The sequence below is a fragment of the Candidatus Avelusimicrobium aviculae genome (assembly GCF_949292495.1).
Lineage (GTDB): Bacteria > Elusimicrobiota > Elusimicrobia > Elusimicrobiales > Elusimicrobiaceae > Avelusimicrobium > Avelusimicrobium aviculae.
Window position 1 is genome coordinate 74493 of record NZ_CASEZB010000016.1, and the last position, 23308, is coordinate 97800.

Sequence of the window (23308 nt, forward strand, 5' to 3'; positions counted from 1 at the left end):
ATATCATTATAGGGGGACCTTGTGTATGAGAAAACAAATCATTTTATTGTTGTCTTTAGGCTTGTTGGGGGCGTGCGCCTCAGTTGGTGTGAAGCAAATCCCGGCCGCTGCCCGCGGGCATAAGCGGGTGGATTATTTTTCCGCCGGACAGGAACGGGTGGCTTTTAAAGTGGTTGCCCAGCTGGAAGACGGTTATTTAAGCGGCGTCTTGCGTATTAAAAAGATAGGAGCGCAGGATTATGACGTGCTGTTAATGGGGGACGGCGCTTACAAATATTTGGAAGCGGTGGTTTCCCCGTCCGGCGTGGCCTATAAATACATTTTTAAAGACGCGGATACTTCTCTGGCGCGCGGGCGCGTAAACCAGTTTTTGCGTTTGCTGCTGGCGGACCCGGGTTCTTTTGTGTCTTACCGCGTAAAAGACGGTATGGAAGAAATTACCTATAAAAACCAGGACGCAAAAACCCGCCTTGTTTACCCGCAGGGGGCCAGTTTCCCTTCCCAGGCGGTTTCTTCCGCCCTGCTTAACAGCGCGGAAATAAACTATGAACAGTACACCCCGTACGGGACGGAAGGAAACTTGGAAATTCCGCATTTACTGATTTATAGAGATGGGAATATTACGCTGGATTTGGAATTAATCAGCATGAAATAACCTTCTGTTTACCATAAAAACCGCGCCGCCCTGTGAAAGGCGGCGCGGTTTTTGTTTGGGAAAATGTTACTTTACAATCAGCCACATCAGCCCGGGGTACACGGTTAGCAAAACGATTTTAAGGCCCAGTATCTGCCCGTAAGGCATACGCCCTTGCGCGCAATATACGCAGCATGCCACGGCGGCGCAGCAAAGGGCAATTCCCGCCAATTTTTTATATTCGTAGCGTATGGGGTATACTTTTTGGGTAAAAGCGAACAAAGCGCCCGCCATAGCCGCGTAACTTAAGGCCACCGCCCAACCGGCCCCCATAATGCCTATGTGCGGCACCAAGGTTAAATTGGTGGTAATGCTTACGGCGGCACCTAAAAGGGTAATCCACATCAGTACGCGTGTTTTTTTGGTAATAACCGGCCCCACCATAAAGTTAATGTATACGCCGTAGAAAAAATAGCCCGTCAGTACCAAGGGGATAACGCTTAGCCCCTCCCAATACGCCGGGCTGATTAAATGGAAAGAGCCAAACAGATTGCTTTGTATAATGTCCGGCATCAGTAAAGAAAGCCCCAGCAAAAACCAGGTTCCCAGCGCGCAAAAATAGCTAAGTACGCGGGAAAAGGTGTCTTTGGCGTCGTCATCCTTGGCGTGCGCCAGGAAAAAGGGCCTCCAGGCTTGGTCAAACATAGACACCAAAAGCATCATAAATACGCCAATTTTAAAATTGGCCTGGTAAATACCCACCTGCTGAGTGCCCGCCAAATGGATTAAAATAGGCTTGTCTATCACGCTGACCAACATGCTGGCCAGCCCGGCGGGCACAAACGGCCAGGCAAAGCGGATTAATTGGGAGCGGAGGGTTTTGTCCACCGTTAAAAAAGGGCCTTGTTTGAGTTCGCTGTATACTACCGGGGAGAGGAGCAGCAAAGAGGCCAAAGAACCAAAAATATTCGCCCATAAAATAGAGGCTATCCCTTTTTGCAACACGGCTATAAACACAATGTTTCCCAATACGTTTACGATAATGGAGGCCGTCCTTACCCCGGCAAAATACCAGGCCCGGCGTTCCAGGCGCAGTTTGGTAAAGGGAATCATGTTTAAAACGTCTAAATACAACACCCAAACGGACAGGCGCACAATGTAGGCGTACTCTTGCCCAATGCCTATCAGCCGGGCCAGCGGCGCGGCAAACAGCCACATCAGCGCGGCCAAGAAGAATCCGTTTACCGCTACGCCGTAAAAACAATGCAGAAATACTTTGTGTTTATCTTTTTGTTCGCTGGCAAAACGCAGGTAGCTTTGGTCCAACCCAAATAGGAAGATGATGTTTAACAGGGCGATGACGGCAAACATCGTGGCGATAATGCCGTACTGCCCCGGTACCAAATAATACGTGTAAAACGGGACCAAACAAAAATTCAGCAGTCTGGCCAGCACAGTGGAAGTGCCGTATACCAGGGTTTCTTTACCTAAACGTTTAATGTCTTTAGCCATACGCAAAAAAGCCCGCGCCACGCAGAGGGCGCGGGCTTGGAAAGTACTATATTTTTGCCAGTAAAATTTCCAGCAGTTTTTTGAATTTGCCCTCTATCTTTTTGGTTTCGGTAAGGGTTTCCTCGTGGGAAAGCGGATGCTTGGCGATTCCGCAGCCCATGTTGCTTACCCAGGCCAGACCCAATACTTCAATGCCGCACTGGCGCGCGGTAAGCACTTCCGGCACGACGGACATGCCCACCACGTCCGCACCCAGCTTTTTAAACATTTTTATTTCGGACGGGGTTTCAAAATTGGGCCCGGTAGCCGCCAGGTAAACGCCTTCCGCCGCGTTGATTTTTAATTTTTTGGCCGCCGCCAGGGCAATTTTGCGCAAGGGCTGGGCATAGGCGTAAGTTAAATCAAAAAACATGGGGCCGAAAGCCGGGTCATAATTGCCGATAAGCGGGTTATTGCACATAAAGTTGATATGGTCTTTCAGCACGCATAAAGAACCGGGTTTTAATTTTAAATTTAAAGAACCCACCGCGGCCGATACCAGCAGTTTTTCCACACCCAGCATTTTCATGGCGCGTACGGAAAGGGCAATGTCTTTCATCGGGTGTCCTTCATAGTAGTGAAAACGGCCCTGCATAATCATAATGTTGTTGCCTTTGTATACGCCAAAAATCAGGTTGCCGCTGTGGCCGGGTACGGTGCTTTTTAAGAAGCCGGGGATATCGGAATATTTAATGGTGATGACTTTTTCCATCTGCGGAATGGAGCCCGCCAAGCCCGAACCGGTAATAAGGGCGATTTTGGGTTTAAAGTTTTTGGTCTTGCGGTTTACAAACGAAACAATTTTTTTAACCTGTTCCAATTGGGTCATACGGGCCTCCGTTTATATAGTCATGCGCGGGGGGAAGAACGCGTTTTCTATATGCGTTAGTTCCCCTCCGGTAATGCATATTACGTCAAATCTAATACTATCAAATTTTAAGGATTTTTCCTTTATAAACTCAGCCGCCGTTAAGGAAATTTTATGTTGTTTTGCGCGCGTTACCGCCGCCAAGGGGCCGCCAAAAGCTTGGCCGGCGCGTTGTTTTACTTCCACAAACACCAGTGTGTCTTTGCGCCGGGCCACTAAGTCCAGCTCTCCGTTTTTGCAGGAAAAATTTTGGGCTAAAATGCGGTAGCCTTGTTTTTGCAAGTATAAGCGGGCTTGTTCTTCCCCGTTTTTACCCAAGGTGTTCATGGCAAAAGCACCGGCTGGCAGAGTTTTTGCACCGGGCTGAAAGAACGGCGGTGCTGGGGGCAGGGGCCTTTTTGGCGCAAAGCGGCCAAATGCTGGGCGGTGCCGTACCCTTTATGTCCGCCAAAGCCGTAACCGGGGTAGAGTGTGTCCAATATAGACATGTAATTATCCCGCGTTTCTTTGGCGATAATGCTGGCGGCGGCGATACTGAGGGATTTGGCATCCCCGTCCACCACCGGCATTTGTTTAATGGAAAGGCCTTTTGCCGGATAGGGACCGTCAATCAAAGCAAACGCGTTGGGAATAGACAAAAACTTGGCGCACGCGCGGCGCATGGCCAAAAAAGTGGCCTGTAAAATGTTTAGGCGGTCAATTTCTTCGGCCGAGGCAAAACCAATGCCGTACAAGACCCCCAGGCGGTCAAAACGCTGCAAAATTTCTTGCCGTTTTTTTGCGGAGAGTTTTTTGCTGTCGTTTACGTCGTCAAAGTAAGAAACGATGCCGGACGGAATCAAACAAGCGCAGGCCACCACCGGGCCGGCCAAAGGGCCGCGGCCGGCTTCGTCCACCCCTATCAGGGCGTCCGTCCCTTTTTGGATAGAAATTTCCTGGTCAAAGGCTTGTAAATAGCTTTTTGTCATAGGCGTTAAAAAATATTTCCGTAAACAACATTTGTATTCTTTTCCCGTGTTAAAATATAAGCGGGGGCCAGTACCATTTTTTCGTATAAATCATAATGTTTCCCTCCAAAATACGGCCGCGTAGCACCCGGCCATATGGGGATAGATACGTTAAAGAGCATACGGTCTTTAAAATGTTTTCCGTTTGGCATTTCCACATCTATGTGGCGGACCTCGTTTAAATGGATATGCAGCTTGTTTACAGAAGCATATTCATGCGGGGTAACGCGTATCCATACTTGTTTGTCTTTATTATACAAAGCTATTTGGCGGCTGGTTTTGTCCAATATAACGGTAATATCATCGGCAGAGCCGTCTTTATTAAGCAGTTGTTTGTAAAGCTCCGTAATGTAAGAAATGTCATAGCTGTAAAAGGAAAGAGGAATTTTTTCCCTTCCTATGTAAATTTGCGTGTTTGCGGTAATGTGGCGTATGGCAAAATCCGGCGGCAGGGCGGATACTTTTTGTTCATAGGCAAAAATAAGGTCTTCCGGGTTAAAGTTTAAATCATTGGCGCGCGATACGTTTTTTAAATAACGCAGGCGCAAACGTTCCGCCTTAAGACGCAGGCCGGAATTTAACAAGCCTTGTTTTTGGGAGAATAACTCTTGCATGCGCAACATGACATCTTTTTCCAAGGATTTAAAACCTGTTTGGGCTACGCGGTCTATAAACTCGTACATATGCTGTGTAAGGGTTTTTAAATGCTGTTTATAATAAACAATGGCAAACAGACGGAAATATTCCGGGTTGGCGTCTTCCCCGCGTTTTTGGCGCATTTTGCGCATGTCATATAAGGCGGCCACTACGTCGTCCGGGTGGCGTTCTACAATATTTGTTAACGCGTCTTTTAAGTTAAAATTGGGATTGGCAAAGAGCGTTTTCTCTTGTTGTTTGCGGCGGAGTTCTTTCCTAAGCTGGCGGTTTTCTTTAGAATTCTTTTTTACAATGCGTTCCTTTACGCGCAGGCCAAATTGCTCGGAAAGTTGGTTCAGTTCCAAGGCTTCTTGTCTTTTGCGCAAGCTTTCGGCGCGCCTTTGTTGCAGAGACATTTGTTCTTTGGCGGCGCGCGCGGTGGCCCGTTCAGAGAGAGTATTCCCTTTCATGCGCTGCATCAGCCGTTGGGCTTTGGGCTGGGCCGAAAGCAGGCACGGGTTTAAAATAAAAACACAAGCAAGAAGCGTGATTAATATTCTCATAGCCATATCCTATTGTATTTTATTTGTTGGCGCCAGGGCCAAAGGGCCTATAAAAAATCTATGTATTATATTATGCTACTTCTATTTAAAATGAATTAGAAAATTTTTCCGTAAATTACATTAGCGTTTGGGTCATTTAGAAATTTTTGTGCCGGACGTGTAACAAACCAATCTTTTAGCGCAACCCGCGGGTTGTTGCTTATGTTTTCTATGGGGAAAGCAATATTTAATAATATGTTTTCCAGCACGGTTTTCCCATCAATATTTATAAAAGAAACGGGCTCCCAATACTGCATATGCAGGTGCAGGCGGTGTGGAATATGGTATTCATGCCGGGAGACCCGCAGCTGACGGGTATTATCCAGAGAAGATAACAGTAAGGATTGGGAAGATTTTTCCCAAATAACCTGAAACGGCTCAGCGTAGTTTCCGTTTGTGATTAAAAAGCGGTAAAGATCGGGCAAATATTCCAACCCGGCGCTAAAACCGGCTATATGCCAGGGAGTTCCTTCCAATATAAAAATAGAAATTTCATTTCTTGCCTCTAATGGAAGAAATCCCCCGGGTTCCACATTTATTTCACAGCTGTATATCAAATCTTGCGGGCGGAAGGACGCTGCGGAAAAACGGGCCAGTTCCGGCAAATAGATTACCCGTACAAACGGGGGTTGTTCTTGTTGCCATATTTGAGAAAGAAAAGCCGCTTTGTTGCGGGCAAGTTCTTCAAGCCGCAAAGCAACCGCTTGTTGTAAGGCGGGGTTTTTCAATGCGTTTATTTGCGCAAAAAAGGCGGACATGGCGGGAGTAATTCTCCCAAAATGGCGTTCATAATAAAGCGTGATAAAGCGTTCAAAAAAATCCCCGTAACCATATTTGTTTTGGTAGGATTGCAGCTTTAACAAAGTTTTCTGCATGTTGGGGGCATTTAGTTTTAATAAATCGGCCGCCAATTTTTGCCTTTTATCAGGGGAAAGGTGAAGGGCGGCATTTGTGTAAAGCGGGTTTTTCGCCCGCGTTAACGCGGTTTGTATGGAGGAGGCAACTTGTTTTTGTTTTTTCAGGGTGCAAGAAAAGGCTTTTGCCGCGCGTTTAGGCTGCGCGTGCAGCAAGGGGCCGGAGGCTGCGGCAACAAACAGAAAACTAAATATCAGCGCACACTTCATAAATATATAACGCGGGATGCGTCCTCCGTTTACCAGCAAACAGTATTAATATACAGACTGGTACGCAATATATACATTGGGCATTTTAGCCAATGTTTTTAAAGTTTGGTTAAAGAAAATATCTTCTAATTCCTCTGGAGTCAAATCTTCCCTTGATTTCAGCGGCAAGGTAACATTTATAATCATATGGTCAATATGCATTTGGTCTTTTGCCGTTTTAAAATGTATTTGTTTTAACCGGTTAATATGCAAATGCAAATTTTTAGGGTTAGCAAATTCATGTTGGGAAATGCGAATCCATTTTGTTTTGTGTTCGTTAAAAACAAACATGACTCTGTTTATCTTATCCACGGCAACAAATAAAGGTTGCCCTGTGTATTTTTTATATAACAAAATTTTATACAGCTGGGGGAGATAGCTTAAATCTTCCTGAAAATATAATATGCGTGTGTTTGTGCCGTTAATGCGCGCGTAAGAAGAGGGGGAAATGTGGTCCATGGTTACGTCTGACCGGCTGGGCTGCATGGTGCGTTCATAAGACAGGACAATTCGCTTCGGATTAAATTGTTTGGGGTTTGCTATGTTTAATATCGGCAGCCATTGAAGTCTCCAATTGCCTTTGGTGCCGTCGGGCTGTTCTTCTAAAATGGACATGAACCGGTTTTTATGGCTAAATAAAAATTGCATACGCGCCGTGGCAAGGGTTTGTATGTGTTTATCCCCCCGGAGAGAAATGTTTCTTAAGGCATCGTAGAAAGAGGGTGCCAGCGGCCCAAAAACTTTCCGGTAATACGCGGCGGAAAACAGATGAAAAAAATCCTGCGCGCCGTATTTCGTTTCCAAACGGAACAAGTCTATCAGGGCGCTGTTCATATTGTGGTGGCGTTGAACAATTTTATCTATTAGCCTGCTTTTGTTGATGTCTCTACTGGAAGGCGTACTGCCGGCCAGATGTTTGGGTTTTAATTTAACCCATAAATCTAACTCATCACCGTCTGGGCGGAATCTAGGGAGGGGCGGTTTAACCTGTATGCGGTTTACATGGCGGGTGACGGACGGGACAAACTCTTCCTCTGCGGCAGTAATGGCGCGTGCCGCGCTACGGGCTGCGCTTGAGGCGCTGGCGGCTTCCTTTTCCGCCGCGCGCAAAGTGGACTGGAGCCATTTTCCGTTTTGGGCCCAAGCCATATTGGCTGCAAGCATGAAACACGCAAGTAAGCAGGTTATTTTTCTCATACTTACAGCATAGCGTACTGGGAAAGAAGAGGAAAGGGCCCTTAGGCCCAAAAGGAACTAGGTCTTTTTACCTATTATTTATTTAAACGCGCGAGTCCCCGCCGGCAGAACAGAGGATGAATACAACAAAAACCCCCGGCGTTTTACTAGTATTCGCCGGGGGTTTTGAATCGGAGTAGGTCAAACCTGTTGGTTGCCTATTTAGCCTCTTCCGTGGCTGCGGCGGCCGTTTCTTGTTGCGCTTCTTCAGCCGTAGCAGTGGGTTTTTTAAGTTCCTGCAAGCGGGCAGCTTTGCCGGAGAGTTTCTTTAAGTAGTTCAGTTTGGCTCTTCTTACTTTGCCTACTTTGAGTACTTCAATGCTGTCCACGCGGGGGGAATGAATGGGGAAAATACGTTCCACACCCACGCCAAAGGAGATTTTGCGCACGGTGAAAGTTTCGCTGATGCCGCTGCCTTTGCGGGCAACGACGACTCCGTCAAAAGCCTGCAGTCTTTCGTTGTCGCCTTCTACTACTTTCACTTTTACTCTCACGGTATCACCCGCTTTAAAGACCGGAATATTGGTCTTGAGATTGTGTTTAATTTGATTAATGTTCATAAAACAACTTCCTCCGAATTCGGTTATTTCTTAGTTGACGTCTTTTTCTTTTTGACCGTATCCTGCTTTGGAGAGGCTTTGCAAAGCAAATCCGGTCTTAATTTTTTGGTTAAAGCTAATGCTTGTTCGTGCTTCCACTTTTCAATTTCTTTGTGGTTGCCGCCCAACAGCACCGCCGGTACCCGCTTTCCGCGCCATACTTCCGGCCGCGTGTATTGCGGGGCTTCCAGCAAATTTTCTTCAAACGACTCTGACGACGTTACGCCGTCCTTTTTAAAAGTTCCGGGCCGCAAGCGGGTTACAGCGTCTATCATAGCGCAAGTGGCCAGTTCCCCGCCGGTAAGGATAAAATCCCCCAGCGATACTTCCAAATCCACCTCGGGGTAAATGCGGGCGTCTATCCCTTCGTAATGCCCGCACACAAAAATCAGGTGGCGTTTCTTGGCTAATTTCTTGGCCAACTGCTGGCTGAATGTCTGCCCCCGCGGGCTGGTTAATATAACGACAGAGGTCTTCTTTCTTACCTTTTTTATCGCCTGGTGGAGCGGTTCCGCCATCATCAGCATTCCCGGCCCTCCTCCGTAAGGCCTGTCGTCTATGGTTTTATGTTTGTCTGTGGTAAAGTCCCGGGGGTTTACAAACCCAAGCTTTAAGATTCCCGCTTTTCTGGCCCGCCCCACGATGCTTGCGCCCAGGGCTTGGTCTATCATTTCCGGAAACGCGGTAATCACGTCCACTTTCAACATTAGTCTTCCAGTTTCAAGGTGACTTTTTTATTTTGTTTCGCGGCGGCAGCGCTAAGCACCGTGCGCACGGCTTTAATAATGCAGCCGTCTTTGCCGATTACTTTGCCTTTGTCTGCCGCGTCCACCTTGGTGGTCAGGTAGATTTTGTTATCTTCCTCGGTTTCTTCCACCACTACGTTTTCAGGAGTGGAAGAAAGGGATTTAAGAAGAAGAGTCGCCAATTCTTTCATACGGTTTCCCCGTTATTTGGCGGCCGCGTTGCTTTTTTTAATCAAGTTGGCTACGGTTTTAGACGGAATAGCGCCCACTTTCATCCAATATTCCACACGGGGCATATTGAGCTTTACTTGGGCGTTAGCGTCCGGGTTGCACGGGTGATATTGACCCAACACTTCTTTGGCTTCGCTGCCTACGGCTGATTTCTTTTCGATAGCAACAACTCTATACTGAGGCTGGGATTTTTTACCCACCCGCTGTAATCTGATTACTACTGCCATTATGACTTCTCCTTTGTTTTTACCCCTTTTGGGGTGATGTTAAATGTCCGCTGCCGCCTGTCTGATTTGCTTGAGGGCCAATACAGGGTCCGCGGCTTTAAAAATAGCGTTGCCGGCTACCAAGGCGTCCGCCCCGGCTTGCACGGCTAAGGGCGCGGTTTCTTTGTTTATTCCGCCGTCTACTTCCAGCCAGATTTTCCGGCCGCTTTGGCGGATTACCTCCCGCACGCCTTGTATTTGTTTGGGGCTTTGGGGCAGAAACGCCTGCCCGCCAAAACCCGGGTATACCGTCATTACAAGAACTAAATCCAACAAATCCATATACGGGGCCAATGTTTGCGGGTCTGTATCCGGTTTAATGGATATGCCTGCCCCAATGCCCAGCTTTTTTATTTGCATCAGCGCGGTGCGTATATCGTCGCCCGCTTCTATGTGAACCGTTAATAAAGAGGCTCCCGCTTTGGCAAACGCCTCTATAAAACGGGCCGGATACTGCACCATTAAATGCACGTCCAGCGGCAAAACGGTTCTGCCGTTTAAACTGCTCACTAAAGCCGGGCCAAAACTTAAATTGGGTACAAAATGCCCGTCCATAATGTCTACATGCAGCCAATTTGCCCCGGCTTCTTCCACTTTGCGCACGTCTTGCTCCAAACGGAACAAATCCGCCGAAAGTATGGAAGGCGCAATAGATATTTTACCATTTGCGCAAGGCATTTTGGAAGAGGGCATTTATTGTATTTCTCTTTCTCTTACTAAAATTCCGTCCACGTTAATGCGCACCGTGGCTTTGCCGGAATAAGGCAATTCCAAGTCTATTTTGCTGCCGGGCTGCTGCATCTCGTTCATCATTTCACGTTCGCCCAAGTCGTCAATCAGCAATACGCGCACATGGCTGGCGTTTTTGCCTTGGGGCATTTCATAATGCAGGTGGTAGACTTTTTCATCATCTTGCACCTGGCGGCGGCTGACTGTAATTTCCAGCGAAGATCCGGGAGACATTTGGCTGTCCCCTTCCGGCGTTTGGCTGGCAATGGTGCCGTTGGGGAAGAGGGAGTCTTCGTCCTCTTTGATAATTAAATCAATATTTTGCGCGCTGGCCCACAGGGTGGCCTCGGCCAGTTTTTTGTTCTTAAAGTTAGGCACTAAAATGACGCTGGCGGGCGGTTCCCCGTTGGAGATGACCAAATCTATCTGTTCGCCTTTTTCCACCATGCTGTCCGCCTTTAAAGATTGGGAAATAATAAGCCCTTTGTCGTGCGTGAGCGAATAGGCGTTTTCCACCTTGTTTACCACCAGACCCGCTTGGCGCACGGCCAGTTGGGCGGCGCGCAAATTGCTGCCCACCACGTTGGGAACGAAAGCCATTTCGTCCCCCTGGCTTACCCATACGCGTATCACGCGGCCTTCGCGCACGGTGGTGCCGGCTTGCGGCAATTGGCGCAGCACGGAACCGGAAGGTACGTCCTGCGCAAACTCCACCCCGGCTTGTTTAAGGGCCAAATTGCTGGCCGCCAGCGTGTTTAAAGCGGAGGAGACGGTTTTTTTGGTAATGTCCGGCACGGATACTTCTTTACGCGTATGCACCAATGCGCCGAACACCCAGTCTATAGATATAAAAATAAGTACCAGGAAAAATAATACGATAACGCCGGTTACAATCCAAAATTTGCGGTTTAAGCGGCGGGGAGATTTAAAAAAGTCTTCAAAAGATTGTTCTTTAGAGGTTGCCATTTAATTAAACACCTTGTCTGCCGCCTTTAGCGCATGCCCCATGGCGTAATCATACGCGGGCATGGCTTTCTTGCCGGCGGGCAGTACTGTGGTCAGCCATACACTGCCTTCTTTACATTGTACTAAAATACCCTTTTGCTTTTCAACGCAAAGCACGGTGCCGGGGGCGGCTTTTTCTGCGGTGTTTGGCAGCGCCGTTTGTATGATTTGCAAAGGCTCCTGTTTGCCTTTTAGCGTGATGAGCACTTTGGGCTTTGGGCCGCAGGCCAGCCCGCGCGCTTTATTGTGAAAATCTACCGCGTTTAACTGCGTAAAAGAAAGAAGCGCTTCTTCTTTGCTAATCATGGGGGCGGTGGTGGGGGTGCCTGTTTGGGGGGTGCGGATTAATTTCCCTGCCTGCACGCCTTGCAAAGTTTCTTTTAAGGCCTCCACTCCCAGCGGGATCAGCTTTTCAAATAAGGTTTGGGCGTTATCCTGCGGGTCAATGGGGCAGGATTTTTGCAGGTAAATCGGGCCGTCGTCCATTCCTTCCTGTATCCAAAAAGTGCTTACGCCCGTTTGGGTGTAGCCTTGGATTAACGCCTGCTGTACGGGGGCCGCCCCGCGCAGATGCGGCAAAAGAGAAAAGTGTACGTTAATTAAGCCGTACTTGGGCAAGGCTAAAAAATTAGGGCGGAAAATTTTCCCGTATGCTACCACTACGCCTAAATCAAAGGGGATTTTAGCTAAATCTTCATAATGGTTTTTTAAAATTTCGGGGGAAAGCACGGGCAGGCCCAGTTCTAAGGCGCGCTTTTTAACCGGGCAGGGGGTAATGACCATGCCGCGCCCGCGGGGTTTATCCGCCTGGGTGACTGCCAGCTGTACGTCCGTCATCTGGTGCAATAATTCCAAATATGGCACGGCAATGTCCGGCGTGCCGAAAAAAACGGTTTTTAATTTTTCCATAACCTATTTATTTTATCAAATTGGAAAGACGGATACGTAACGCGCCATGAACCGGGGAAAGGGCTATTTTTGGTAGGGTTCAGTCCATAAGTTTAATTTGCGGGCCAGTTTCAAATAAATCAGCCGTAAACGGTGTTTAGCCCCCAAAGGCCGGCGGGCGGTTTGGTATTTGGCAAAAAAATGCACTAAAAACGGGATGGACGCGAAGAAAGTTAACATATCGGCTGCCGGCTGGGTGGCTTCCACCCCGCGCAGGCCAAAGTAACGGGGAAGGATAAAAATCAACGGCAGGAACATAATTCCTTGGCGGCAGCTGGCTAAAAACGCCGCGCTTTTGGCTTGCCCCAGCATTTGCAGCAGCTGGTTTACATAGGTGGAGTATGCCAAAAAAGGCAAAGCGGCGCAGAAAAAGTACAAAGTTTGTACGCCGATGATCACCACGTCTTCGTTCCCGGTGCGAAACGCCGCTATGACCGGGCGCGCCCATACGGCTAGGGCAATGGCGGCAACGGTGCATATAATGGTTCCGGCGCGTGTGGTTACCCAAAAAGCCTGGCGTACGCGGTCGTAGAGTTTCGCCCCGTGGTTGTAACCTGCCACCGGCTGCATGGCCTGCCCGATACCCAATACAATGCCGCGCATGGCCAAATAAATTTTGGTGGCAATGCTTACGGCCGCCACCGCCGCGTCCCCAAACGGGGCGGCCTTAATGTTTAACAGTGCCATAGCCAGCGAGGCAAACCCCTGCCTTAACGTGGTGGGGGAGCCCAGGCGGATTAAATTCCAATAATCCTTCCAATTGCGGCTGACCAGCTTGTAAGACAGCGTGGTTACGCTCTTTTTGCGAAGGAAAAAAGAAAGCAAAATGCACAGGCTGATGCTTTGGCAGATAAGCACCGCGATGGCGGCCCCGGCAATGCCCATATCCAATGTATAAATAAAAATGGGGGCTATGGCGATGTTTAATAAAGCGCCGGTGCTTAGCCCTATCATGGAAAATACGGCTTTTCCTTCCGCTCTCAAAGTGGTATTGAGCACAAATGCCGAGCACATAACGGGTGCGGCAATTAAAATATAGTGCCCGTAGGCGCAAGCGTAGGGAAGAATGGTTTCCGTGCCTCCCAACCAGCGCATTAAATAATTTACGTTTATTTCCCCAAAAAACAAAATGCACAATCCGATAAACGCCCCAAAGAAGAAAGCCGAAGATACGTATTTGGACGCTGTTTTGGGGTCTCTTCTGCCCAGGCAGCGGCTGACCAGGCTGGAAGCCCCCATGCCCACCCCCATGCCCAGCGCCTGAATTAAAGACATTAAAGAAAACACCACCCCTACTGCCCCGGCCGCGCTTTCCCCCAAGTGGGCTACGTAGAAAGTATCCGTAATATTGTAAACGGCGGAAACCAGCATGCTGATAACGGTGGGAACCGAAAGCCGCGCCACCAGTTTGCCTATGGGGGTTTGGGTCATGATTAAAAATTGTTTTTCTTCCCGGGATAATACGGGATGTGCAAGGGTTTGGCTCATAAATATATCATAGCAAAAGCGTTGGCGGGTTAGGGCGCGCAGCATAGGTGAAAAAGAGGGGTTCCCGGAGTGGGATGGGTGCGGCTTGGGAAGGCAAAAAATAACCCGTTTCTTTTTAGAAACGGGTATATGACGAAAAACGGAGAGGGAGGGATTTGAACCCTCGAAACCTTGCGGTTTACAGGTTTTCGAGACCTGCTGTTTCAACCACTCACACACCTCTCCCAAAGCGGTTATTTACTGTATTATAGCAAAATTGACACATACCCCAAAACAAAGCCCCCTGCGGGCAGGGGGCCGGATAAAAGGGGAAAACCGTTTTTAATTCTTTTCCCACTTGGCGGACATTTCATCCTGTTTTTTCAAAAATTTTACCGCTTCGTCTTCAAACCATTTCATGTCTTTGTGTCCGCCGGTTTGCCCTAAATAACTGCGCGCGCTGGCCGGAGCGAAGTTAGTCAGGCGCTGGCTCATGCGCCAGGGGACGGTGCGGTCCTCCAAATTAAACCCAATAAGCATAGGCGGGCGGATTTGCCCTATTTTGCGGGTATTGTCAAAACGTTTGTTGATCAACGCCGGAGATAAAACCGCCGAAGTAAACTTCAGCATAAATAATTCCGGCCGGTAATTGCGCGACAAAATATAATAGGCCATTTCCGGCGTATTGGTAAACGGGCTTTGCAGCACAATGGCGCGGAAGTTCATGTCCGGGTGGTTATCCGCCACTTGCAAGGCTACCGCGCACCCCAGCGAATAGCCCCACAAAATAATTTCCCGGGCGGAAACGTCTTTATTAATCAGCAGGTAGCGCAGCGCGCTTTCCCCGTCTTCATACATTTTTGCTTCAGAAGGGGAGCCCGGCGTTTTGCCGTAGCCGCGGTAATCAAACAACAAAATACCGTATCCGTACTTGGAATATATTTTTGCAAAATCTTGGAAATGGGTTACGTTGTAGCGGTTCCCGTGGAAAAATAAAATAACCGGTTTGCCCGCTTTGGGCGGCAGATATAAACCGTTTAGCGCGTGGCCAAACTGAACGGGAATATTCACTTCCCTTAAGGAAGGGTCCACGGGTTGCAAATCCCGGGAAGGGGCGAAAATAAACTGGTTGCTTAAGCTGTTAATAAAAACAGCCCAGCCCAGTAAAATAATACCCAATATAATTAAGGGAAGATGTTTCTTCATAACCCTTTTATTATACCGTAAATCCGCGCCAAAAAGTCAAATTTATTTTTTAAAGGCGGGTGTTTTTTGCGTTCTGTGGTTGTTTGTTTTGGGGGCAAAAGTACCGGGGGAAAGAAAGTTAACGGCGGCTTTTTCCATCCAGGCAAATTGCTCATGTTCCCCACGGGGAGAGAAATAACGCCGTGCGCCGCGGGGCGCTTTATCCGCCAAAGCGCAGCTCATCTGCCAGGGGATTACAATGTCTTGGCGTGAATAGGCAATAAGCAAAGGCGCTTTAATGCGGCGTATTTTGCCTAAATTATCAAATTTTTTATTAAAAAATATGGGTGAAAAGATAGCGGATACCCACTTTTGAAGCCAGTTGCCGTGGCGGTAACGCCTCAGCAAGATATAAGAAGCCATATGCGCCGTATTGGTAAACGGGCTTTGCAAAATAACGGCTTTTAGGGGAAGAATATTAAAATCTACCGCCGTCTGCACGGCCGGGCCGTTGCCTAAGGAATAGCCCCACACCACAATTTTTTGCGCGGGGATCATCTTTTCTTTTAATAAATAGCCCAGTGCGGCCGCCCCGTCCTGATACATATGGGCTTCCGTTAAGCGGCCTTTGCTTTTGCCGTAGCCGCGGTAATCGAACAGTAAAATGCCGTAGCCGTATTTGGCGTACGTTTTGGCAAAGTCTTCAAAATACGTTACATTCCCGGCTTTTCCGTGAAAGAAAAGCAACGTTTCTTTATTTTCTTTGGCGGGCAGATAAAGGGCGTGCAAAGGGCTGCCGTCCTGGGTATTAAACGTTGCCTGTTCCCAGGGCAGGCGCAGGGGCCATTCTTTGCGTACGGGGCGGAAAATAAAACGGTTGGCCGTCCAATTAATTATGACGGCTGCGAATAATAGGATAAAAACGGCAAGAATAAACATCATGTAAAGCACCTTTATATACATATTATACCAGTTTTGGGCGGAGGCGGGGCGGGGGTAATTTAGTATAATCAAAATATGAATACAAAACGCGTGTTGGACGGCCTTTTGCAACAAAAACTTTTAACCTTGCCGGCTTATCAACGGCTTCTAGCTGAACTGTGCCCGCAAAACGAGCGGGCTTGGTTTTCTGCCCGCTTGTTGCTGGCGGGGGTTGGGTTTGTGCTGGCGGGTGTGATTTGTTTTTTTGCGGCCAACTGGCAGCATTTGGGCCAAGCGCTTAAACTGGCCTTGCCTTTGGCGGGCCTTTTGGCGTGCGGCTTAGGCGCGTGGTATAAAGGCGTGCAAAACGCCGCCGGGCAGGCGTTTGGTTTTGGCGCGGGGGTTTTTATAGGCGTGTTTTTAGCCGTGTTTGGGCAGGTGTACCAAACGGGGGCGTTTGTTTACCAGCTGTTTGGGCCGTGGTGTTTGTTATTGGTGCCATTGGCGGTTTTGCTTCGTAATAAATGGTTTTGGCTGATGACGGTTTATGTAGGGGCCGTGTATTGGATAAGTAAAAATTTTTCTTGGTTTGCCCCCAGCTGGCCGCTGTGGTATGGGGTTAACGGGTTGTTTATAGCGGCGTGGGCGCTTGCGGAAGTATTTGTGCGGCAGAACGGGCGTGTTTTCTGCCGGTTTTTATGGGTGCCGTTTAGTGTGTTTAATTTGTATTTTGCTTTGATGGAAAGAGTGTATTTTTCTAAAGAGTGGACTTTTTTGATTTTTGCCCTGGTATTTGCTGCTGCGGCTTTGCTGTATGCCTGGTACAAAAAAGACATTGTGCTTTGGGCTTGGAACGCTTTTATGTTGGCGGGCCTTGGCAGCCTATGGGTGATTACATTGGACGGGGTATTCTTGTGTTTTTGGATTAGCACTGCTTTTTTTGCTTTAGCCGGCGGGGCGGTGGCGTGGGCTTGGCCGCGCATGCGGGAGGATAAAAACAATGAATAGTGAACGGATATTACAACAAGTGCAGGCTTCTCTGCGCCCGCAGGCCAAGGCTTTTTTGCAGGAAAAGCAACAAACGCCGGAACTTTCTCTTTTGCTTAGAGCCCTTTTGTTTGTAGGTGCTTTGTGCGGGGCCGTTTTACTGATAAGCGCAAGCAGCTTGCACATCTTTTTTACACATTTTTGGCCGCGCGGCGTGATATTTTTAGTTGCGGGGTGGATTTTGCTTCACCGCTGGCGCGATGACGGCGGCGGCAGAGGCTTATTTTTGCGCCAGCTGGGCGGTTTGCTGGCTTTGGGCGGGCAAATCCTGATAGGGCTGGAGCTGGAGAGTTGGTTGAGATATAAATATTTGTGGTTGGGGATAACGGTGCTGGCCGGCGTGTCTTATCCGCTGTTTCGCTCTTCTTTCAACCGGTTTTTTTGGTGTGCCTTGGCTGTCAGCCTGTGCTGTTATAAATTAATTGACGGTGGAGACCTGGGGGTAACCGCCTGCGGACTGATTGGCCTAGGGCTGTTTGCGGCGGCTGCGGGAATATTTATTAAACGTTTGTTTTCCTTTTATCCGCTGGCGTATGCCCTTTTGTGGGGTTGCGCCTGGGTGGGAGGGTTAGAGGCTGCAGCCCATTGGCAGATACACACTTTAAATGGGGTGAATATGGTGCTTGCGGTATTGGTGGGGGGGTACTTATATAAAGCTTTGTGCGGTAAAAAACAGCGTTGGCTTGGGGTAGCGGTTGGAGCGGTGTGCGCGCTTGTGTTAAATTGGCCCAGCGTATTGGCACTGGCCGCCATGTATTTAGGGTACCGCTTGCGGGAAAATGTATTGGAGTGGGTTTGTATAGCGGGGCTTGCAGGGGGGCTTGTGGTGTTTTATTTTTCTTTGGATATTTCTTTAACCTACAAATCCTTATTTTTAATTGGGCCCGGTTTACTCATGTTATGGGCTAGGAGCGCGTATGCGAAATAAAGGGGTGCTTATTTATTGTGTCTTGTTGTGCGCAGCGTTTGGCGGGTGGATTATAAAAACAGAGCAGGATATCAAACAGGCCCCCAGTGTTTATTTTAAAATAGTCCCGGTTGACCCGCGCGCTTTGCTGAGCGGGGATTATATGGAACTGTCTTTTAATTTTGAGAACGTTGCCCGTGCGGATTTTCAGCCGGGGCAAAGCAGCAAAGACTTAATTTTGTTTATAGATGAGCGCGGTGTGGCGGGCGTAAATGAAATTCCTGCCGCCAAAACGCTTACTTTGCATTTTAACGGAACGCGTTTTAACGTACCCCACCAGTTTTATTTTGAAGAGGGAACCGGTGAAACGTATGAGAAAGCCTCTTACGCCAAAATGAAAGTGCTCCCCGGCGGGCGGTTGGCTGTTGCCGCTTTGACGGACGAACAATTTAACGAATTATAAGGAGTTTTTATTATGAGTGAAAGTTGCAACCATGACTGCGCTTCCTGCAGCCAAAACTGCGCGGACCGAAAGCCCGAAAGTTTCCGCGTGGCGCCGCACCCCATGAGCCGCATCCAGCGCGTGATTGGCGTGATGAGCGGCAAAGGCGGCGTGGGCAAAAGTTTTGTTACCGCCTTGCTAGCCAGCGAAATGAAACGCCGCGGGCACACTGTGGGCGTTTTGGACGCGGACATTACCGGCCCGTCTATCCCCAAACTTTTTGGGGTAAAAGGCCCGGCCGAGGGGGACCAAAACGGCATTTATCCCGTTACGTCAGACAGCGGGATAGACATTATGTCTTTAAACCTGCTTTTGGACAAAGAAACGGACCCTGTTATCTGGCGCGGCGCGTTGATTACCGGCACGGTGACCCAGTTTTGGAAAGACGTTATTTGGGCGGACGAGGAATATTTGTTTATAGATATGCCTCCGGGAACGGGGGACGTTACTTTAACGGTGTTTCAAAGCCTGCCGCTTAGCGGCATTGTGGTGGTGGGCACCCCGCAGGATTTGGTGAAAATGATTGTTTCCAAAGCCGTCAAAATGGCGCAGATGATGAACGTGCCCGTTTTGGGGTTTGTGGAAAATATGAGCTATTTAAAATGCCCGGACTGCGGCAAACAAATAGATTTGTTCGGTCCGTCCCGCTCGCGGGAAGTGGCCCAAGCGTTTGGGATAGACACCGCGCTTCGCCTGCCGCTGGACCCGGTGCGCGCCGCCGCGTGCGACGAAGGCCGCGTGGAGTGTATACGGGAAGACGCCTTGGAACCGCTTATTAAAAAGCTGGAAGCCTTGCCCCAAAAAGCCGGTTAATGTTTTTTTATGGGTTTTTCCCGCTCAATTAATGATAGAATAAGCGTAGAGGGTAAATATGACTTTGCAATTAAGTAAACTAGCTTCACTGATAGGGGATTCCCCTACTTTAAAAATAAACGCGCAGGCCCGCGCGTTAAAAGCCGCGGGGGAACCGCTGATTCATTTAGGCGGGGGGGAACCCACTTATCCCGCCCCGGAAGCGGCGGTAAAAGCCATAGAGGCTAAGGCCGCTTCCCGCAAGATAAAATATTCCCCGTCCACAGGTACGCCGGAACTTAAAAAAGCGGTGCTTTCTTACACGTTTGCGCATTACGGCCGCCAGTATGAAATGGCGGACGTGATTATTTGCGGCGGGGCCAAACAGGCTTTGTTTAACTTTCTGCTGGCGGCGGTGGACCCCGGGGACGAAGTGATTTTCCCGGCCCCGTACTGGGTAAGCTACCCGGAAATGGTGCGCTTGGCGGGGGGAAAACCGGTAATCGTATCCCCGCAGCAAGGGCTTAGCGTAACCGCGCAGGAAATGAAAGCGGCCGTTACCCCTAAAACCAAAGCCATTATCATCAACAGCCCGTGCAACCCTTCCGGCCAGATTTTTCCGGAAGATTTTGTGCGGGAAATGGTGCAATTTGCCGAGCGGGAAAATATTTTCCTGGTGATGGACGATATTTACCACCAGCTGGTGTTTGACGGCGCCCAAGTGCCTAACCCTTGCGCCTACGCGCAAAAAGGGGAAAACCTGGTTATTATTAACGGGGTTTCCAAGCTTTACGGCTTAACGGGGCTTAGAATAGGCTGGGCGGTGTGCGCCAATAAAGAATTAATTAAAGCCATGGGCAAAATGCAGGCGCAAAGCACGTCTTGCAACAGTGATTTGTCCGAAGCGGCCGCGGCGGCGGCCTTAACCGCCGGCCAAGACTGCGTGCGCGATATGTGCGCCGTGCTGGAAGAAAACCGCAACGCCCTGTTGGCGGAGCTGGCGGCTATCCCGCACGTAAAAGTGGTTAAACCGCAAGGCACTTTTTATTCTTTTGCAGATTTTAGTTATTATAATGCGGACTCTCAGGCCTTGGCCCAGTATCTGCTGGAAAAAGCGCTTGTGGCCGTAGTGCCCGGAAAACCTTTTGGATTAGAAGGGCATCTGCGCATCAGTTTCTGCGCGGACCGCGCCAGCGTGGTGGAAGGAATCCGCCGCATACGCTGGGCGTTGGATAAAACCGCTCCGAACGAAATTAAAATCGAGGATAAATTAGTAAAGAGGGACTAACATGAACAGAAAAAACGCCACGCCGGATTTTTTTAAACCGGATTACGGTTTGGAACATGCCGGCATTAAAACCAACAAAACCGTGTATTGGAACTATTCCACACCGGCTTTGTACCAAGAAGCTGTGGAACGGCAGGAAGCCAACATTGTTGCCGGCGGGCCGTTGTGCGTAAGCACCGGTAAACATACCGGCCGCAGCCCCAATGACCGCTTTTTCGTGGAAACGAAAGATATTGAGGGGAAACTTTTTTACAATAAAAGCAACAAAGGCATTAAGCCGGAATTTTATGAGAAAATTTTCGCCAAAGTACAGGCTTATGTAGCCGATAAAGAGCTGTTCGCGCGTGACGCGTATGTAGGCTCCAGCGAAGCTTCCCGCTTAAAAGTGCGCGCCATTACGGAATGCGCCTGGACGAACTTATTTATCAAAAATATGTTCATTGAACCGGCCAAAGAAGAATTGAAATCTTTCGTGCCGGAATTTACGCTTATCTGCCTGCCCAAAATGAAGGTGGACCCCGCTACTGACGGCACCGCCTCTGAAACCGCCATTTTGATTAACTTTGAAAAGAAAATGGTGTTGGTAATCGGCAGTGAATACGGCGGCGAAAACAAAAAAGCCTTGTTTACGGTAATGAACTACCTGCTGCCGCAGAAAGGCATTATGACCATGCACTGCTCCGCCAATGTGGGCTCTAAGAATGACAGCGCCATTTTCTTTGGTCTGTCCGGCACGGGCAAAACCACTTTGTCTGCGGACGTATCCCGCGGCTTAATCGGCGACGACGAACACGGCTGGGACGCGGAAGGCGTTTTTAACTTTGAAGGCGGCTGCTACGCCAAGGTAATTAAGCTGAGCCAAGAAGCGGAACCGCAAATCTACTCCACCACCCACCGTTTTGGCACCGTGTTGGAAAACGTAGTGTTTGACCCGCAAACCGGCAAGCTGGATTTGGATGACGATTCCCTTACCGAAAACACCCGCGCCTGCTACCCTCTTAACTTTATCAGCAACGCGGTGGAAAGCGAACGGGCAGACCATCCCAAAAACATCATTTTCTTAACCTGTGACGCGTTTGGCGTAATGCCGCCTATTTCCAAACTCAGCCCGGACCAAGCCCTTTACCACTTTATCAGCGGTTATACCGCCAAAGTGGCCGGCACGGAAAAAGGCGTAAAAGAACCCACCAGCACGTTCTCCACCTGCTTTGGCGGGCCGTTTATGCCGTTGCATCCGTCCGTGTACGCGGAACTGTTAAAAAAGAAAATTAAAGAGCATAATGTGGACTGCTGGCTGGTAAACACCGGCTGGACGGGCGGTCCTTACGGCGTAGGCAAGCGCATCAGCATTAAATATACGCGCGCACTGCTCAACGCCGCTTTGGACGGCAAACTGGCCAAAGTGCATTTTATTACGGACCCGGTTTTCGGTTTCCAAATCCCGACGGAGTGCGAAGGCGTTCCTTCCGAGATTTTGAACCCGGCCAACCTGTGGGCCGATAAAGCCGCCTATATGGAAAAATATCAGGCGTTGGCCAAGTCTTTCATTGAAAACTTTAAAAAATACGAGGACGGCTGCTCCGCCGAAGTGCTGGCCGCCGCTCCCAAAGTGTTGGCGGAAGCCCACAAATAAAATAAAGTTTTTAATAGCCGGGCCCCTTTGCGGGAAATATCCCTTACAAAGGGGCTCTAAATATACTAGAATTTATAAAACAGATTAAAGCAGTACGGTACCCCGTACCAAGAAACAGGAGAGTAACACTATGGCAAAAGCAAATGCAAAATTTATGGCACCTTTAACCCCCAGCGCTGAATTGGCCGTTATCGTAGGCTCCGCCGCTCTGCCCCGCACCGAAGTTGTAAAAAAGATGTGGGACTATATTAAAAAGAACGGCTTGCAGGACGCCAAAAATAAACGCATGATCAACGCTGATGACAAATTGGCCGCCATTTTTGAAGGCAAAAAACAAATCAGCATGTTTGATATGAGCAAATACATTTCCAAACACTTGTCCAAATAAGTAGTTGGAAGTAGATTTGAAAATAAAACCCGCTCCCAGGAGCGGGTTTTTTGTGTTTATATTATTTGTTGTATGCAGGCGGCAGGAGGGGATATAGGCCTTTTTTTCGGGTTTAAATAGGCCTTATGGCCCTGGCGAAGCCCGGTCAAAAACCGCTATATTAAATATAATTAGGAACTATTGTTTGGAGGAAACCTGATGAAAAAAGCCCTTATTTTTTGTTTACCTTTTGTATTTTCCGGTTTGGCTTTGGCGCAAAGCGTTCCCCAGGAGCAAGAAGTTAGCCGTGCCGTTTCGCGTGCGGTGAAACGCGCTTCCCAAGCCGTGTGCAAAACGGAAAAATGCTTTAAAAGCGCGGTGGAAGCAAATAACTACCGCCTGGTGGAAAATACGTTAAAACGTTATGCCGGTACGGAATTAGGGGCCGATTTTATTCATATGCGTTTTGACGTAAACGGCGCGCAGGTTTTGTTGCCGGAATATTTGGTGGCCAATGGTAAAATTTCCCAGGCCCGTGAGTTGTTTGATTATTATTACCTGCATTGCAGCCGTTTTGATTACCATTCCCAAGAAGATGACGGCGTGGACAATTTGCTTGAAAAATTGGTTTTTGCCAAAGGCAACCCGGCCCGTATGGGTTTTGCTAAGGATTTATTAAACAAATATACCACGGTGGCCGTTTCCAACCGTACGCTGCAGTATGCGGTAACCCAGGCCAAAGATGCCGATGGCTATGCTTATGTGGAACTGCTGCTTACCAAAGCCGTCGGCGGGATTAATACCTCCCAGCGTGACCGCCTTAGCTACCGCACCCCCTATGCCTTGGGCACGCATTGGAATATGCGTGATGTGATGTCCAATGAATTTAAGTTTGAAAAAAACCCCGAAAAGATAAAATGGCTTAAAAAAACACAGCAATTATTAGTTAAACACAATGCCTATTAAGCTTGGGCTCTG

Annotated in this window: 25 protein-coding genes, 1 tRNA gene and 1 pseudogene; 9 read left to right on the plus strand and 18 right to left on the minus strand. The window is 48.7% G+C overall.

Annotated elements, in window-relative coordinates; genetic code table 11:
• Nucleotides 1-25: 25 nt before the first annotated feature.
• Nucleotides 26-655 (plus strand): hypothetical protein, encoded by a 630-nt coding sequence (locus ACQY33_RS03735; protein WP_428074072.1) that lies wholly within the window; start codon nt 26-28, stop codon nt 653-655.
• Nucleotides 656-721: 66 nt separating this feature from the next.
• Here the strand turns inward: ACQY33_RS03735 and ACQY33_RS03740 are convergent, their stop codons facing one another.
• The 18 genes and pseudogenes from ACQY33_RS03740 to ACQY33_RS03825 all read right to left on the minus strand — a co-directional run bounded on the left by ACQY33_RS03740 (nt 722) and on the right by ACQY33_RS03825 (nt 15815).
• Nucleotides 722-2146, minus strand: coding sequence for a lipopolysaccharide biosynthesis protein (locus tag ACQY33_RS03740; protein ID WP_428074074.1), 1425 nt, complete (start codon nt 2144-2146; stop codon nt 722-724).
• 46 nt (nt 2147-2192) lie between these two features.
• Nucleotides 2193-3014, minus strand: a complete 822-nt coding sequence (locus ACQY33_RS03745; RefSeq protein WP_428074075.1) for a purine-nucleoside phosphorylase — start codon at nt 3012-3014, stop codon at nt 2193-2195.
• Nucleotides 3015-3026: 12 nt separating this feature from the next.
• Nucleotides 3027-3380: a YraN family protein gene (locus ACQY33_RS03750; RefSeq protein WP_428074077.1), complete on the minus strand. Its 354-nt coding sequence runs from the start codon at nt 3378-3380 to the stop codon at nt 3027-3029.
• Nucleotides 3377-4021, minus strand: coding sequence for a ribonuclease HII (locus ACQY33_RS03755; protein WP_428074079.1), 645 nt, complete (start codon nt 4019-4021; stop codon nt 3377-3379). Before ACQY33_RS03755 ends, ACQY33_RS03750 begins: the two co-directional genes overlap by 4 nt.
• A gap of 5 nt (nt 4022-4026) precedes the next feature.
• The gene (locus ACQY33_RS03760) at nt 4027-5259 is read right to left on the minus strand and encodes a hypothetical protein (RefSeq protein WP_428074081.1); all 1233 of its coding nucleotides are present in this window, start codon (nt 5257-5259) and stop codon (nt 4027-4029) included.
• 95 nt (nt 5260-5354) lie between these two features.
• Nucleotides 5355-6422 (minus strand): hypothetical protein, encoded by a 1068-nt coding sequence (locus tag ACQY33_RS03765; protein ID WP_428074083.1) that lies wholly within the window; start codon nt 6420-6422, stop codon nt 5355-5357.
• 45 nt (nt 6423-6467) lie between these two features.
• Nucleotides 6468-7658 carry a hypothetical protein gene (locus tag ACQY33_RS03770; RefSeq protein WP_428074085.1) on the minus strand — a complete coding sequence of 397 codons (1191 nt, stop codon included), beginning with the start codon at nt 7656-7658 and terminating at the stop codon, nt 6468-6470.
• A gap of 263 nt (nt 7659-7921) precedes the next feature.
• A pseudogene (rplS, locus tag ACQY33_RS03775) lies at nt 7922-8257 on the minus strand (50S ribosomal protein L19); the annotation flags it as partial.
• Nucleotides 8258-8280: 23 nt separating this feature from the next.
• Nucleotides 8281-9000, minus strand: coding sequence for a tRNA (guanosine(37)-N1)-methyltransferase TrmD (gene trmD / locus ACQY33_RS03780; protein ID WP_428074131.1), 720 nt, complete (start codon nt 8998-9000; stop codon nt 8281-8283).
• 2 nt (nt 9001-9002) lie between these two features.
• Nucleotides 9003-9233, minus strand: coding sequence for a KH domain-containing protein (locus tag ACQY33_RS03785; RefSeq protein ID WP_428074087.1), 231 nt, complete (start codon nt 9231-9233; stop codon nt 9003-9005).
• Nucleotides 9234-9245: 12 nt separating this feature from the next.
• Nucleotides 9246-9500 carry a 30S ribosomal protein S16 gene (gene rpsP, locus ACQY33_RS03790; RefSeq protein WP_428074089.1) on the minus strand — a complete coding sequence of 85 codons (255 nt, stop codon included), beginning with the start codon at nt 9498-9500 and terminating at the stop codon, nt 9246-9248.
• 39 nt (nt 9501-9539) lie between these two features.
• Nucleotides 9540-10232 carry a ribulose-phosphate 3-epimerase gene (rpe, locus tag ACQY33_RS03795; protein WP_428074091.1) on the minus strand — a complete coding sequence of 231 codons (693 nt, stop codon included), beginning with the start codon at nt 10230-10232 and terminating at the stop codon, nt 9540-9542.
• The gene (locus tag ACQY33_RS03800) at nt 10233-11234 is read right to left on the minus strand and encodes a PASTA domain-containing protein (RefSeq protein ID WP_428074093.1); all 1002 of its coding nucleotides are present in this window, start codon (nt 11232-11234) and stop codon (nt 10233-10235) included.
• Nucleotides 11235-12182, minus strand: coding sequence for a methionyl-tRNA formyltransferase (gene fmt, locus ACQY33_RS03805; protein ID WP_428074095.1), 948 nt, complete (start codon nt 12180-12182; stop codon nt 11235-11237). It lies immediately after the preceding gene.
• A gap of 63 nt (nt 12183-12245) precedes the next feature.
• Complete coding sequence (locus ACQY33_RS03810) at nt 12246-13709, minus strand: MATE family efflux transporter (RefSeq protein ID WP_428074097.1); 1464 nt, start codon at nt 13707-13709, stop codon at nt 12246-12248.
• A gap of 140 nt (nt 13710-13849) precedes the next feature.
• Nucleotides 13850-13934: transfer RNA gene (locus tag ACQY33_RS03815), tRNA-Ser, on the minus strand.
• Nucleotides 13935-14030: 96 nt separating this feature from the next.
• On the minus strand, nt 14031-14894 hold the full coding sequence (locus ACQY33_RS03820; RefSeq protein WP_428074099.1) for an alpha/beta hydrolase: 864 nt from the start codon (nt 14892-14894) through the stop codon (nt 14031-14033).
• Between the two features lie 42 nt (nt 14895-14936).
• A complete protein-coding gene (locus ACQY33_RS03825; RefSeq protein WP_428074101.1) occupies nt 14937-15815 on the minus strand; it encodes an alpha/beta hydrolase in 879 nt (292 codons plus the stop codon).
• 75 nt (nt 15816-15890) lie between these two features.
• Between ACQY33_RS03825 and ACQY33_RS03830 the strand changes: the two genes are divergently transcribed.
• From ACQY33_RS03830 to ACQY33_RS03865, 8 genes are all read left to right on the plus strand, one after another.
• On the plus strand, nt 15891-16802 hold the full coding sequence (locus tag ACQY33_RS03830; RefSeq protein WP_428074103.1) for a DUF2157 domain-containing protein: 912 nt from the start codon (nt 15891-15893) through the stop codon (nt 16800-16802).
• A complete protein-coding gene (locus ACQY33_RS03835; RefSeq protein ID WP_428074105.1) occupies nt 16795-17769 on the plus strand; it encodes a DUF4401 domain-containing protein in 975 nt (324 codons plus the stop codon). Before ACQY33_RS03830 ends, ACQY33_RS03835 begins: the two co-directional genes overlap by 8 nt.
• Entirely contained in the window at nt 17759-18211 is a 453-nt protein-coding gene (locus ACQY33_RS03840; RefSeq protein ID WP_428074107.1) for a GDYXXLXY domain-containing protein, read from the plus strand. The genes ACQY33_RS03835 and ACQY33_RS03840 overlap by 11 nt, the downstream gene beginning before the upstream one ends.
• Nucleotides 18212-18223: 12 nt before the next feature.
• Nucleotides 18224-19063, plus strand: a complete 840-nt coding sequence (locus tag ACQY33_RS03845) for a P-loop NTPase (protein WP_428074108.1) — start codon at nt 18224-18226, stop codon at nt 19061-19063.
• 58 nt (nt 19064-19121) lie between these two features.
• Nucleotides 19122-20330 carry a pyridoxal phosphate-dependent aminotransferase gene (locus tag ACQY33_RS03850; protein WP_428074109.1) on the plus strand — a complete coding sequence of 403 codons (1209 nt, stop codon included), beginning with the start codon at nt 19122-19124 and terminating at the stop codon, nt 20328-20330.
• A gap of 1 nt (nt 20331) precedes the next feature.
• On the plus strand, nt 20332-21963 hold the full coding sequence (locus ACQY33_RS03855) for a phosphoenolpyruvate carboxykinase (protein ID WP_428074111.1): 1632 nt from the start codon (nt 20332-20334) through the stop codon (nt 21961-21963).
• A gap of 130 nt (nt 21964-22093) precedes the next feature.
• Nucleotides 22094-22351, plus strand: coding sequence for an SWIB/MDM2 domain-containing protein (locus ACQY33_RS03860; RefSeq protein WP_428074113.1), 258 nt, complete (start codon nt 22094-22096; stop codon nt 22349-22351).
• A 198-nt stretch (nt 22352-22549) separates the two neighbouring features.
• Nucleotides 22550-23296 (plus strand): hypothetical protein, encoded by a 747-nt coding sequence (locus ACQY33_RS03865; RefSeq protein ID WP_428074115.1) that lies wholly within the window; start codon nt 22550-22552, stop codon nt 23294-23296.
• The last annotated feature ends 12 nt before the right edge of the window (nt 23297-23308 follow it).